This is a genomic window from Benzoatithermus flavus (assembly GCF_037908215.1).
Taxonomy (GTDB): domain Bacteria; phylum Pseudomonadota; class Alphaproteobacteria; order Geminicoccales; family Geminicoccaceae; genus Benzoatithermus; species Benzoatithermus flavus.
This window is the reverse complement of sequence record NZ_JBBLZC010000011.1, coordinates 115571-128233: the sequence shown is the minus strand read 5'-3', so window position 1 is coordinate 128233 and position 12663 is coordinate 115571. Positions and strand designations below refer to the sequence as shown.

11 protein-coding genes are annotated in these 12663 nt (G+C 71.1%); 5 read left to right on the top strand and 6 right to left on the bottom strand.

Annotated features, from left to right (window positions below):
* Positions 1-25: 25 nt before the first annotated feature.
* The 6 genes from U1T56_RS12725 to U1T56_RS12700 all read right to left on the bottom strand — a co-directional run bounded on the left by U1T56_RS12725 (position 26) and on the right by U1T56_RS12700 (position 6778).
* A complete protein-coding gene (locus tag U1T56_RS12725; RefSeq protein WP_418159857.1) occupies positions 26-1252 on the bottom strand; it encodes an NAD(P)/FAD-dependent oxidoreductase in 1227 nt (408 codons plus the stop codon).
* 63 nt (positions 1253-1315) lie between these two features.
* The gene (locus tag U1T56_RS12720) at positions 1316-2545 is read right to left on the bottom strand and encodes an OpgC family protein (RefSeq protein WP_418159856.1); all 1230 of its coding nucleotides are present in this window, start codon (positions 2543-2545) and stop codon (positions 1316-1318) included.
* The gene (locus U1T56_RS12715; RefSeq protein ID WP_418159855.1) at positions 2542-3969 is read right to left on the bottom strand and encodes a tetratricopeptide repeat protein; all 1428 of its coding nucleotides are present in this window, start codon (positions 3967-3969) and stop codon (positions 2542-2544) included. Before U1T56_RS12715 ends, U1T56_RS12720 begins: the two co-directional genes overlap by 4 nt.
* A gap of 9 nt (positions 3970-3978) precedes the next feature.
* Positions 3979-5421: an adenylate/guanylate cyclase domain-containing protein gene (locus tag U1T56_RS12710; protein ID WP_418159854.1), complete on the bottom strand. Its 1443-nt coding sequence runs from the start codon at positions 5419-5421 to the stop codon at positions 3979-3981.
* A 32-nt stretch (positions 5422-5453) separates the two neighbouring features.
* On the bottom strand, positions 5454-6257 hold the full coding sequence (locus U1T56_RS12705; protein ID WP_418159853.1) for a 3-hydroxybutyrate dehydrogenase: 804 nt from the start codon (positions 6255-6257) through the stop codon (positions 5454-5456).
* Positions 6258-6268: 11 nt separating this feature from the next.
* A complete protein-coding gene (locus U1T56_RS12700; protein ID WP_418159852.1) occupies positions 6269-6778 on the bottom strand; it encodes a hypothetical protein in 510 nt (169 codons plus the stop codon).
* A gap of 184 nt (positions 6779-6962) precedes the next feature.
* On the opposite strand from U1T56_RS12700, the gene U1T56_RS12695 reads away from it, so the two are divergent.
* The 5 genes from U1T56_RS12695 to U1T56_RS12675 all read left to right on the top strand — a co-directional run bounded on the left by U1T56_RS12695 (position 6963) and on the right by U1T56_RS12675 (position 12156).
* Complete coding sequence (locus U1T56_RS12695) at positions 6963-8180, top strand: MFS transporter (protein WP_418159851.1); 1218 nt, start codon at positions 6963-6965, stop codon at positions 8178-8180.
* 78 nt (positions 8181-8258) lie between these two features.
* A complete protein-coding gene (gene msrP / locus U1T56_RS12690) occupies positions 8259-9200 on the top strand; it encodes a protein-methionine-sulfoxide reductase catalytic subunit MsrP (protein WP_418159850.1) in 942 nt (313 codons plus the stop codon).
* Complete coding sequence (gene msrQ / locus U1T56_RS12685; protein WP_418159849.1) at positions 9200-9859, top strand: protein-methionine-sulfoxide reductase heme-binding subunit MsrQ; 660 nt, start codon at positions 9200-9202, stop codon at positions 9857-9859. Before msrP ends, msrQ begins: the two co-directional genes overlap by 1 nt.
* A gap of 93 nt (positions 9860-9952) precedes the next feature.
* Positions 9953-10420, top strand: coding sequence for a nuclear transport factor 2 family protein (locus tag U1T56_RS12680; RefSeq protein WP_418159848.1), 468 nt, complete (start codon positions 9953-9955; stop codon positions 10418-10420).
* A gap of 1052 nt (positions 10421-11472) precedes the next feature.
* Positions 11473-12156: a M23 family metallopeptidase gene (locus tag U1T56_RS12675; RefSeq protein ID WP_418159847.1), complete on the top strand. Its 684-nt coding sequence runs from the start codon at positions 11473-11475 to the stop codon at positions 12154-12156.
* The last annotated feature ends 507 nt before the right edge of the window (positions 12157-12663 follow it).

The window sequence follows — 12663 nt, the reverse complement described above, 5'->3', positions numbered from 1 at the left end:
CACGCCGGCATCTGATGGAATCCGATCAGCGCAGGAGCGCCTTCAGTTTCTGCGCCGGGTCGGCGAGCTGCGCCGCGGCGGGCGAGAGCCCGCGCTCGAGCAGCATCCGCGCGAGCAGCACCTCCTTGGCGACCGAGGCCGGCCCGATCGAGCTCACGCCGACGAGCCGCGCCGCCGCGTCGAGATGGAACAGGAGCCTTCCCCCCGGCACGGAGCGCTCGACCAGTCTCGCCCCCCGCTCGGGCCAGCCCGCGACCTGCAGCGTCAGCTCGTACTGGTCCGACCAGAACCAGGGCAGCTCGCGATAGGCCTCGCCGGCACCCAGCATGTTGCGCGCCGCGAGCGCCCCTTGCGCGTCGGCGTTCTTCCAGGCCTCCAGCCGGGCGAGGCCGCCGTTCCCGCACGGGAAGGCGCAGACGTCGCCGGCGGCGAAGATCATGGGATCGCTGGTCGCGAGCATGGCGTCGACCACGATGCCCCCGTCGACCGGAAGGCCCGCCTCGGCCGCGAGCCGATCGCGCGGGACGGCGCCGATCCCGGCCAGCACGTGGTCGGCGGCGAGCACCCGGCCGTCCAGAAGCTCGACCCGCAGTCCGCCGCCCTCGGCGACACCGAGCGCGCGGACGGTGGCGTTCAGGATCAGCTCCACCCCCGCCGCGCGGTGCCGGGCGGCGACGATCTCGGCGAGCGGCACCGGCACGGCGCGGGCGAGAAGACGCGGGGCCAGCTCGACCACCGTTACCCGGCAGCCGAGCGCGACGGCGCTGGCCGCGACCTCGAGGCCGATGAAGCCGCCGCCGATGACGACGAGGTCGCCGCCGCGGGCGAGCCCCTGCTTCAGCCGGTCCGCGTCCGCGAGCGTGCGCAGGTAATGCACCCGGTCGGCGACCGCCGGCGCGAGCGGCAGGCGCCGGGCCGCACGGCCGGTCGCAAGCAGCAGCCGGTCGTAAGGGATGCGCTCGCCGCCGGCGAGCACGATCTCCTGCCGCCCGCGGTCGATCGCCGCCGCCCGGGCCGGGGCGCGCAGCTCGATCCCGGCCTTTCGGAGCGCGTCTTCGGCGGCGAAGGTGAACGCGGCGGCCTCGGCCTTGCCGGTGAGAAAGGCCTTGGAGAGCGGCGGGCGCTCGTAAGGCGGCGCCGGCTCGTCGCCGATCAGCACGATTCTGCCGTCATAGCCCTGTTCGCGCAAGGTCAACGCGGCGCGGCCACCCGTCTGCCCGGCCCCGACGATCACCATCCCGCGCTGCTGCATGACTCCTCCCTCCTGCTCGGGCCGCCCGGCTCGCGCGGAGAATAGGCGGGAGCGAGTTCCCGCTCATGCGAGCGATTGATGGATTCCGATCAGATGCCGTCCGCCACCCTCGTCACGCTCCCCTCCCTCGAGCGCTGCCGCCGGCACCGCCACCACCGTCCACGGCGCCGCCGCTTCCCTGGCACGCGGCGCGCGCCGGCGCCAGAGCTGCGCTTTCATCAGCCGGGCGAGCCGGGCCACGGCGACGAGGCTCGAGAGACCCAGCCCGTTCACGACGAGGACGGTCAGAGGCGCGCGACCGAGCCGGTCGAGGACCATGCCGAGCATTTGCGCGCAGACCATGCTCCATAAGAACACCGGCAGGGCCTGCTGGCCCACGGCTATGACCGGGGCGGCGGCACGGCCGGTGAGCGCTTCGGGCCGCAGCTCGACGAGGCGGAGTGCCAGATAGGCCAGGGCCAGGAAGTGGAGATAGCGCAGCATTCCGAAACGGGTCTTGTCGCCCCAGGAGGCGAGGACGTGGTGCGCTTGCCCGAGCCAGCCGACTGCCGACCAGAGCGGCTGCCAGCTCAGGGGCACCATGACGAGGACGAAGGCGAGCGTGAGCCGCAAGAGCCAGCGCCGCCGCGGTGGTGCCGGCAGCCAGCCCGCGCCGAAGGCGAAGCCCGTGAAGAACAGGAGCTGCCAGGCGAAGGGGTTGAAGAACCAGGGCCGGTCCGACCACCATTCCGCCGGCAGGTCGAGGAGGCCGTGCCACTGCGCGAGGTAGAGCCCGCCGCAGACCGGCGCCACCAGGACCGGATGGAGGCGCGCGCACGCCACGACCAGCGGTACTTGGGCGAGCACCACCAGGTACATGGGCAGGACGTCGAAATAGTTCGGCACGTAGGTGAGCGTCACGAGATGGAGCACCCCTCGCGCGGGCTCGGCGAAGAACGGGTGCAGCCAGAGCGCACGCACGTAGTCGGCGTCGCCGGCAAGCTGCGTCCCGGCGACGCCGATCGCCGCGACGGCGAGGAAGGCGCCGAGATGCGACCAGTAGATCTGCCAGCAGCGGTGCAGGACGCGCAGGACCCCGAGCCCGAAGCCGTGGCGCGCGAAGGTGCCGCCGAAGGCGAGGGCAGAAGCGAAGCCCGAGCAGAAGACGAACATCTCGGTGGCGTCGCTCGGGCCGAAGCGCGCCGGAATCCACCGGATCCAGGGATTCAGCGGGACGTGCGCCACGAGGATGACGAACATGGCGAGCCCGCGGAAGAAGTCGAGCCGCGGGTCGCGCGCCTCGCTCCCGTTCATGCGGCGCGCCCCCGGCGGGCAAGGGCCGCGGCGAGGTGCGCGCGGACGAGGGCCGCGAACCGGTCCTCCCGCTTGAGCCGCCCGCGCCAGGCCATGATCCGTGCGACCGCCGCCCGGTCGCCCGCCTCGGCGGCGAGAAGAGCGAGCGTGCGGACGAAGAGGTCGCGCTGGGCATGGCTGCCGCCGAGCTGCGGGGTCGCGGCGACGAGGCGGTGAAGCGCCGCCCGCGCGCCGCTGCGGTGCGCGGGGCCCGCGATCGCGTCCGCAAGGTCGAGGCCGATCCCGGCCGCGACACCCGCCTGATCGCCCATACCCGTGAGCGCGCGTGCACCGATGGCGGTGCCGAGCTCGCGCGCCGCCGCCTGATCGCCCGCGGCCACGAGCGCCATCAGGTAATGGAGCGAGGCGAAGACGAGCGTGGTCTCGTGCCGCCGCCGCTCGGCGATGGCGCGCAGCTCCTGCCAGCGGGCGCCCACCGCCACCCCCTCCTGCCCGAGCCGCCACAAGAGCGAGACGGCGTTGGCGACGTCACGGAAGTCGTCGCTCGGCTGCGGGCGCACCTCGCGATCGTAGAGCTCGAGCACGCGCGCATGGTCGCCCCGCTCGAGATGGAACAGGGCGAGATGCCAGGCCATGTGGAAGGCGAAGTTGTTGCAGCGCCGCCAGACCGGCCGCGACGCCTCGAGCCAGGCGATGCCGTCCCCGGTCCGGCCCGCCATCTCGTGGACGTGGGCGACGGCGTGAAGACCCCAGGCGTCGCCGGGCTCGTAATGAACGGCTTCGCGGCCCACCGCCTCCGCCGCCCGCAGCTCGCCGCACTCCTCGAGCGCAAAGGCGTGGCAGCCGAGGAGGAAGCCGTAGCCCGCTGCCGCCGGCGTCCAGGCGGGCAGCACGGCCGAGGTGGCGGCGAGCATGCCGGCGGCATCGCCCAGCATGAAGCGGAAGGCGTAGCCGAGCTTGAGGGCGAGGAGATCGTGCGGGTGGCGGTCGAGATGCCGGGCCAGCCGGTCGGCCGCGGCGCGGAGCCGCCCTGCGAGTGCATCGGCGAGCGCCGCCACCAGCGCCCGCTCGCCCGCGGTCCCACCGTCCCGCGCCGCGAGCGCCGTTCGTGCCGCCGCGAGCGCGGCTCCGGCCGGGTCCAGGAGTTCCGCTCGCGCCAGCACGACGGCGGCGAGGCCCTTGAGCGCGTGCCCGGCGACGAGGCCGGGGTCGAGCGCCAGGGCCCGGTCCAGCGCCGGGCCGACGCACGGGCGGTGGGCGAGGATGCCGAGCACCGCCTCCTCGTAAGCGGCCACGGCCGCCTGCCCGCTGCCCGAATGCTCGCCGCCGAACCGGTCCACGAGCATGGGGCGGCCGCCGCACGTAGCACCGAGGCCGGAAGGCGGCCCGGCCGTCACGATGGTCCCTTCGAGCGACCAGCACATGGGATTGCCTCACTTTCCTGTCGGGGTGGATACGTTCCGATGAGCGGCGGGCGCTGCCAGAACCACGACGTCGATCGCCCGGCCGGCGCCGCCGACCGCAACATCCTCGACGAGCCGCAAGGGGGTCGCCGGCCGGTAGCCTTGCCGCCCGGCCGCCACGAGCGTCTCGGCCGAGGCCAGCGCGGAGACGCCCAAGGTCTTGGTGTGAGCCTCCAGCTTGGCCGCGAGGTTCACGGGATCGCCGATCACCGTGTATTCGAGCCGCTCGCGGTTGCCGACCGCGCCGAACATCACCGTGCCGGCGGCGACGCCGATCCCGATCCGCAGGCTCGGCTGCCCCTTCGCCTCGCGCTCCAGCGCCCAGGCCTCGGCCGCGGCCAGCATCGCCTCGACCGCGCGCAAGGCGTCGGCAGCGTAAGTATCGCTGCTCCGCGTGGCGCCGAAGCTCGCGAGAATGCCGTCGCCCAGGAACTTGTCGATGCTGCCGCCACATGCGCGGATCAGCGGCACGAACCGCTCCTGGTACTCGCCGAGCAGCCGCATCACCGCCTGCGGCGGCAGCGTCGTCGCGAGCTGCGTGAAGCCGCGCAGATCCAGGAACAGGATCGCGGCCTCGCGCAGCTCGCCGTCGCCCGGCGCTATCGCCATCTCCGCTCGCTTGATCGTGGCCGCGACCTCGGGTGCGAAGAAGCGCGAGAGCTCCTCCCCGGCGAGCCGTTCGGTCGTGGCCGCGACCAGCATCGAGCGGGCGCGGGTGACGACGACGGCGAGCACCACCGCCACCATCCCGATCGAGACCAGCTTGTCGATCTCGGCGCCGATCAGGATGCGGTAGGAGGTCATGTACTCGACATAGTTGCGCGTCACCTGCAGCCCGCCCGGATGCACGAGGACGGCATAGGCCACGAGCACGAACCAGCCGAGGATCGCGGTCCCGCCGGCGAGCAGCACCCAGCGCGCCTCGAAGCGCAGCGCCCTGAGCGCGATCAGGATGAAGACGTACATGAGCGTGGGGGCCTTGACGTAGAGGCCGGGCGGAGCGCCGTACTGGAGATGAAAGCTCCAGATCGTCACCATGAGCACGGTCGTGTCGATGACGATCGAGGCGGCGAGGAAGCGCCGGCTCAGCCTGCGCCGATAGGCGAGGCCGAGCCGGAGCAGGGTGAACAGGGTGTAAGCCCCGAGCGCCCAGGGTACCGGCTCGAACGGGACGTCCGGCGGGAAGGCCTTGGGCGAGACGGCGTAGAGCAGGCCGAAGCCCAGAATGGCGCCGATCTGGGTCCAGCCCACCAGGACCTCGGCTTCCGCCTCGGCCGCCGCGATCGCGGCGCGGATGCGCGGCGGCGGCGTCATGGCGCCGGCGGGGCCGAGGACGAAACGCCGGAGCGCCATTGGAACCACATCGAAGCCCGAACGTCCGCCGTGATCACGTTCGGTGACGATCAGCGTCATGGCGGCCTCGTCCTCCTCGGGGGTTTTCCGGCTCAGTGCGCGGTCCAGCCGCCGTCCACGGGCAGCGCCGTCCCGGTGATCGAGGCGGCGGCCTCCGAGCATAGGAAAACGGTGAGCGCTCCCATCTCCTCGACGGTGGCGAAGCGCTTCGTCGGCTGGTTCACGAGCAGCACGTCACGGATCACCTGCTCGCGCGCGATCCCGTGCGCGCGCGCCTGGTCGTCGATCTGCTTCTCGACCAAGGGCGTCCAGACATAGCCGGGGCAGATGGCGTTGCAGGTAATCCCGGCCTCGGCGAGCTCGAGCGCCGCCGCCTTGGTGAGGCCGACGAGGCCGTGCTTGGCGGCGACGTAAGCGCTCTTGAACGGCGAGGCGACGAGCCCGTGCGCCGAGGCGACGTTGACGATCCGCCCCCAGCCGCGCGCCCGCATCAGCGGGATCGCGGCGCGCATGGCGTGGAACGCGGCCGAGAGGTTGATCGCGAGGATCGCGTCCCATTTTCCGGGCGGAAAGTCCTCGATCGCCGCCACGTGCTGGATGCCGGCATTGCTGACGAGGATGTCGGCCGAGCCCAGGCGGGCATGCGTCTCCTCGATCATGGCCGTCACCTGCCGGGGGTCGCTCATGTCGGCGCTGTGGTGGTGCACGGCGACGGCATGGCGCCGCCGGAATTCGTCCTGCAGCTGCGCGATCGCGCCGGCATCGCCGAAGCCGTTGAGCACGATGGCGCTGCCGGCGGAGGCGAGGGCACGGGCGATGCCGAGGCCGATGCCGCTCGTGGAGCCGGTGACGATCGCGACCCGGCCGGCGAGCGGGCGGTTGGTGGTGTCGGGCATGGGTCGGGTCCTCAAGTATTCGCGCGCAGGAAGGCGGCGAAGCGCGGGTCGGTCGCGAGCCGCTGCAGGAGCGGCAGGATCTCGTGGCGGCGGATGACGAGGATCGCAGCCGCGAAGACGAGGTTCGTGCAGGCCTCGCGGAACAGCACGCCGCCGTCGTGGTAGGGATCGACCCCCAGGGGGCTCGCGAGATGGAGGAAGATCGCCGTCCCCATGGTGGCGAAGGCGACGGCGGCACCCGCGACCTGGAGGCCGGGGACGAACAGAAGAAGGCAGGTGACGCCTTCCACGCAGCCCGTGAAGTAGCGGAAGTAGGGCTCGAACCAGGACAGGCCGACCCAGTCCTCGAGCACCTGGAACAGGTAGCTGTCGGGGTAGAACTTGAACGGCAGATACCAGAGCAGGATGTAGGCGATGTAGGCGGCGAGCGCCCAGGGTAAGAGCAGGCCGGCGAGCCCCCGCAAGGTCGTGGCGGGACTCTCGGCGGCGCGCAGCCGGATGGCGTCGATCGCGGATACCATCGGGTTCCTCCGGGTTCGGTTGCGGAACCGAGCCTGCGCCGGCGGGCCGCGAACCGGAAATGCCGCACCGCTAGCGTTACGATGCGCGCCCGCTATCGGAACCAGACCCGCCCGATATTTCCGCTTCAGCCGCCCACCGGCGATCCTCGGCCCCGATGCAGGCCGACAAAGGGAGAGGACCCGCATGATCGCCCGCCATCCCGCGCTCGCCCCCGCCACGACGGCGCACGGGCGCGCTCCCGGCGCCTTCCGCTCGGTCGTGATCGGGCTCATCGCCTTTCTCACCGTGGTCGACCTGTTCGCGACCCAGGCGATCCTGCCCTCGCTCGCCCGTGCCTATGCCGTGAGCCCCGCCGCCATGGGCTTCGCCGTGAACGCCACGACCTTCGGCATGGCGCTCGCGGGCCTCGGCGTCGCCTTCTTCAGCCGGCGCATCCGCCGCCGCCGCGGCATCGTCGCGAGCCTCGCCCTGCTCTCGATCCCGACGGCGTTCCTCGCCACGGCACCCGACCTTCCTACCTTCGCGAGCCTGCGGGTTGCGCAAGGCGTCTTCATGTCGGCGGCCTTCACGCTCACCCTCGCCCACTTCGCCGAGCAGTGCAGCGCCGCGGACAGTGCAGGAGCGCTCGCGGCCTACGTCACCGGCAACGTCGCGAGCAACCTGTTCGGCCGGCTGCTCTCGGCGGGGCTCGCCGACCATCTGGGTCTCGCTGCCAACTTCCAGATCTTCGCCGCCCTCAACCTCGCCGGTGCCATCCTGGTCCATGTCAGCCTGAAGCAGACCGCGCCCATGCCCCCGGCCGGGCCCGGCGTCGGCTCGCCTCTCGCCGTCTGGGCGCTGCATCTGCGGAACCGGCAGCTGTGCGCCGCCTTCGCCATCGGCTTTCTCGTCCTGTTCGCCTTCATCGGCACCTTCACCTTCGTCAACTTCGTGCTGGTGCGAGCCCCGCTCTCGGTCGGGCCGATGGCCTTGGGCTTCGTCTATCTCGTCTTTCTGCCCTCGATCCTGACGACACCTCTCGCCGGCAGCGCCGTGCAGCGCTGGGGTACCCGTCCCACGCTTCTCGGCGCCTTCGCGCTCGCCACCGCCGGCCTCCCGCTCCTTCTGACGGCGCACCTGCCGCCGGTGCTCACGGGCCTGGCACTCGTCGGGATCGGCACCTTCTTCGCGCAGGCGACCGCGACCGGCTTCGTCGGCCGTGCCGCCGCCACCGACCGCGGTGCCGCGGGCGGGCTCTATCTCGCCTGCTATTTCGGCGGCGGGCTGGTCGGCACGGCGCTCCTGGGCCAAGTCTACGACCGGCTCGGCTGGCCGGCCTGCGTCGCCGGCATCGCTGCGGCGCTGCTGCTCGCCGCCTGGCTCGCCGGGCGGCTCGAGCCTTCGTCCATCAAGGCTTCGTGAGCGCGACAGCGGGGTTGTGAGCGGCGCGTGCGGTCACAGTTCTTTAATCGAGCGATCGACGGCCGAAGGACGCGAGCCATGTTGATCAAAGCAGCCAGCGACATCCGCCCCTCGGAGATCACGCCGCGTTCGGTCTGGCTCCGCCGCCGGGAGTTCGTCGCCGCCGCCACCGCGGCGGGCCTTATCGGCAGCGCGCACCCGCTGCGTGCCGCACCGCTCGCGGCGAGAAAGAGCCCCTACTCGACCGACGAGAAGCTCACCCCGCTCGAGGACGTCACCAGCTACAACAACTATTACGAGTTCGGCACCGGCAAGGACGATCCCGCCGCCAACGCGCACACGCTCACGACCAGCCCCTGGAGCGTGACGCTCGACGGCCTCGTCGCGAAGCCCCGGACCTTGGCGCTCGAGGACATTCTGAAGCCCGAAACGCTCGAGGAGCGCATCTACCGCATGCGCTGTGTGGAAGGCTGGTCGATGGTGATCCCGTGGGTCGGCTTTCCCCTGGCCGATCTCCTCAAGCGCGTCGAGCCTTTGGGCAGTGCCAAGTACGTCGCCTTCCAGACCCTGCACCGGCCCGAGGAGATGCCGGCACAGCGCTCGTTCTTCCCGGTCCTGGCCTGGCCCTATGTCGAGGGCTTGCGTCTCGACGAGGCCATGCATCCGCTCACCATCCTCGCCGTCGGGCTCTACGGCGAGACGCTTCCGAACCAGAACGGGGCACCGATCCGGCTCGTCGTGCCCTGGAAGTACGGCTTCAAGGGGATCAAGTCGATCGTGCGCATCAGCCTGGTCGAGGAGCAGCCGCCGACCTCGTGGAATTTGCAGAACCCGCACGAGTACGGCTTCTATTCCAACGTCAACCCCGAGGTCGATCATCCGCGCTGGAGCCAGAAGACCGAGCGGCGGATCGGCGAGGGCGGCCTGTTCGCGAAGCGTCGGCCGACCTTGATGTTCAACGGCTACGGCGAGCAGGTGGCGCATCTCTACGCCGGCATGAATCTGCGGCAGTATTTCTGATGGCCGCGGCCTCGCCTCCTGCCGCCCGCCGCCGCTCCGGCAGCGCCCGGTCGCGGCTGATCCGGCCCGGCCTTCTCTACTGGATCGGGGCGATGCCCGCCGCCTGGACCTTCTGGCTCGGCCTTGCCGACCAGCTCGGCGCCGATCCCATGAAGGTGCTGGAGCGCGCGCTCGGCCTGTGGGCGCTGCGCTTCCTCGTGGCGGGGCTCGCGATCACGCCCCTACGCCGGCTCGCCGGCATCAATCTCCTCCGCTACCGGCGCGCGATCGGCCTGCTCGCCTTCTTCTATGCGGCGCTGCATCTTCTGGTCTACGTCGTCCTCGACCAGGGACTCGATCTCGCCGCGGTCTGGGCCGACATCGTCAAGCGGCCGTTCATCACCATCGGCATGGCCGCCTTTTTGATCCTGGTGCCGCTCGCCGCGACCTCGAGCAACCGGATGATCCGCCGGCTCGGCTCCGCCTGGGTCCGGCTGCATCGCTGGGTCTATCTCGCGGCGGCCGCGGCCGCGGTCCATTTCGTCCTCTCGGTCAAGTCCTGGCCGCCCGAGCCCCTGGTCTACGCCGCCATCGTGGCGCTGCTCCTCGGCTACCGCCTGGTCGCGAGCCTGCGCCGTCCGATCGCGGGAACGGCCCGCCCGGCGCTATCGTCCCGATAGTGCGCCGGCATTGGCGGCGGCTCCGCCGTCCGAGCATCCTTCCCCACGGGGGCGGCACGCGTGCCGCCCCCGCCACCGCAAGGAGCTTCCGCCATGCCGGCACGATGCCGCTCGCTCGCCTGCGCCGCCCTGATGCTCGCTGCCACCACCCCCGTCCCTGCCGCCCGGGCCGGCGCGAGCGAGGAGGTGCGGACCCTCTACGGCCGCTTCCTCGCGGCGCAGAACGCCCGCGATCTCGCGCGGGTGCGCAGCTTGCTGCTGGATTCACCGAAATTCCTCTGGGTCAGCGACGGCATGGCGGTGTGGGGGCCGGATGCGCTCGTCGAACGGATGAGCCTGTTCCAGCAGGCGCCGGTCTGGCGCGTCGATCCGGACCTCGCCAAGGCCGTCCCGGTCGAGCTCGACGACAGGACCGCATACCTGCATCTCCCGCTCGTGCTCACGATCGGCCCCGAGGCCGCACCCGACCGGCTGCATTTCCTCGTGAGCATGCTGGGCGTGGCGACACCAGAGGGCTGGCGGATCGCGGCCCTCTTCACCACGGCCGAGAAGCCGCGCTGAGCCCGATCCGGCGCTGCGGTTTCCCGGTGCGACCAACCGCCCCAACGCCGGTGCGGGCGGCCCGCCCGCCGCGCCGTCTGCCTTCTCTTCCGGCGCTGCTCATGTAACCGAGTGTTGAATCCCGGGGCGGCCATGCCCCCCGCGGCGCCGCCGGAGGGGGGAACGGCAGGCCCCGTGCGTACTGCTGCCGGGCTGCAACAGGATTCCCGGCGAACCATCTCGACGGCACCGCACCGCGACATGCAAACCATTGCATAAATGCAACAGTATTCGACGCGGTTTCCGCCTGCCTTTCGGGGACGGAACGACGCAGGCAAGGCATCTTCTACAAAGGATGATGGTTAACTCGCAGTTGATACCCGAACATGCCCGAAGGCAGATCATGAACGGGCTTTAAGATGCTCGATTCGGGTTATTCCACACTCATCACAATTTCTTTTTTATTGTTCTCCGGATCATCTCGGTTTACGTCGCCTCTGCCCCAGACGCGGGAGCAACGAAGCACGCTGCAGGAAGCGACATGAGCCGAAGTCCCGGACCACCGATCCCACGAAGCGGAAGAGCCGGAGCACCGTCTCGCCGCGGCGCCGGCCGTGACGGCTCGACGATGTCCCTGTCCGGAACCATCCGGGCCCTGCCGCACCCCGCCTAGGGTCCGGCCGTCGCTGCGGCTGAGGCCGCGGCCGGCCTACGCCACCCGGTAGAGCCGAAGCCGCACGCGAGCGAAAACGCGTGCCGGAGCGCTGCTCTGCCGATCCGGCGCTGCACGAGGCAGCTCGAGCGACAGCGGCGACAGCTCCGTCGCCGCGAGGAGCCCGTGCGTCCCGAAGGGACGCCGTCGCCCGCTCGTGCCGGTCCCCGAGGACGGGCGGGCGAGGGACTGCCCGCGAGCGCCGAGGAGAAGTCGGTCCGCCTCGCTGGTCGAGAGCGGAACGCCGCGTTCCGGCAGGCAGGCAGAAAGGCCGCCGGAGCCCGTTCGGCCGGGATGCGCGCCTCGGCATCCGGCCCGTCCGGCTCCTCCTGTTCCCCCTCGAGCAGGATTGCAAACAAGGATGACCAAGCCCTCGTTCGACGCGTTCACCTTCGGCCGGCTCCTCAAGGCGTCGCTCCTCGCCGGCCTTCTCTCCCTGATGCTGCTCTCGTTCGCCCCCATCCCGGCCGCCGCGGTCGAGAGCGAAGCCTGCGGCACCTCCGTGATGCAGATGGGCATGAGGGCCGTGGGTGCCGGTTTCCGGCTCGGCGCGCAGTACATGGACCCGCATTATCGCGGCTACCGGAAGCCGGTGCGGCAGGAAGGCTACGGCACCGTCTACATCCAACACACCGGCCGCGACTTCATCAAGTCGATCGGCACGCCGGTCCGCGCGGTCGCTCCGGGCCGGGTCGCCTACAACACCCGCGGCACGCCCGGCCAGCCGGCGAGCAAGTTCACGTTCATCCGCGGCAGCGGGGTCACCTGGGCATACGGGCACATCCTGCCCGCGGTGCGCGTCGGCCAGTCGATCCGTCCCGGCCAGCTCATCGGCTACATCGCGAACCCGCGCGGAATGTTCCCACCCCACGTCCATATCGGCGCCATCACCCTGCCCTATCCGACCCGCAACAGGGCCGTGAACGCCGCGATGAACGCCGGCCGCGCTTTCGGCCGGACGCCGGGGCAGGCAGCGGCGAATGCACGCCGGTACACCATGGATCCGCTGCGCGCCTTCGCCCGCGCGGAAGGCAGGCGCTGCTGAGCGAGGCGGCCCGCCGGGAACCGGTTGCCCGCCCCTGTCCCCCTCCGGCCCCTTGCGGCTCTTGGCGCCTCATCGTGAGCCCGGAGCCGCAGGACAAGAAACGATGATGCCCGAGAGGCTCGGAGGAGGAAGCGTTCGGTCGTCCCGTTCGCAACGGCGATGCCAAGCTTCCTCCTCTCGTCTCGTCCTCGCTGCCGCGACCGGAACCGCGTGCTCTCGCCTTTTCCGAAGCGCCTCCCCGCCGCGCGGCCGGATGGGGAATTTCTGCCGGAAGGTGGCGGCGGCCTGCGAGACCGGCCGCATCGAGAGCATGCCGCCGACAGCCGTTCCGACGATGACGCAGCGGCTCATGGTGCTCCTGCCTCCTCCGGCCGGCAGGAGATCCGTGTCCTGTCGCTGCTCGCGGGCCCGCGGCGGCTAAATTCCTGTTCCCGAATGCTTTCCAGCCTGCACCGTGCTGTCGCATCTAGACGAAATGGCGCAGAAGACAGCTTTATCGTTCACTTC

Excerpts from the sequence above, each read along its gene's own strand:
- U1T56_RS12710 (WP_418159854.1), bottom strand. The coding sequence starts at position 5,421 with ATGACGCTGATCGTCACCGAACGTGATCACGGCGGACGTTCGGGCTTC.
- U1T56_RS12715 (WP_418159855.1), bottom strand. The coding sequence starts at position 3,969 with ATGTGCTGGTCGCTCGAAGGGACCATCGTGACGGCCGGGCCGCCTTCC.
- U1T56_RS12680 (WP_418159848.1), top strand. The coding sequence starts at position 9,953 with ATGCCGGCACGATGCCGCTCGCTCGCCTGCGCCGCCCTGATGCTCGCT.
- msrP (WP_418159850.1), top strand. The coding sequence starts at position 8,259 with ATGTTGATCAAAGCAGCCAGCGACATCCGCCCCTCGGAGATCACGCCG.
- U1T56_RS12675 (WP_418159847.1), top strand. The coding sequence starts at position 11,473 with ATGACCAAGCCCTCGTTCGACGCGTTCACCTTCGGCCGGCTCCTCAAG.
- U1T56_RS12700 (WP_418159852.1), bottom strand. The coding sequence starts at position 6,778 with ATGGTATCCGCGATCGACGCCATCCGGCTGCGCGCCGCCGAGAGTCCC.
- msrQ (WP_418159849.1), top strand. The coding sequence starts at position 9,200 with ATGGCCGCGGCCTCGCCTCCTGCCGCCCGCCGCCGCTCCGGCAGCGCC.
- U1T56_RS12695 (WP_418159851.1), top strand. The coding sequence starts at position 6,963 with ATGATCGCCCGCCATCCCGCGCTCGCCCCCGCCACGACGGCGCACGGG.
- U1T56_RS12720 (WP_418159856.1), bottom strand. The coding sequence starts at position 2,545 with ATGAACGGGAGCGAGGCGCGCGACCCGCGGCTCGACTTCTTCCGCGGG.
- U1T56_RS12725 (WP_418159857.1), bottom strand. The coding sequence starts at position 1,252 with ATGCAGCAGCGCGGGATGGTGATCGTCGGGGCCGGGCAGACGGGTGGC.
- U1T56_RS12705 (WP_418159853.1), bottom strand. The coding sequence starts at position 6,257 with ATGCCCGACACCACCAACCGCCCGCTCGCCGGCCGGGTCGCGATCGTC.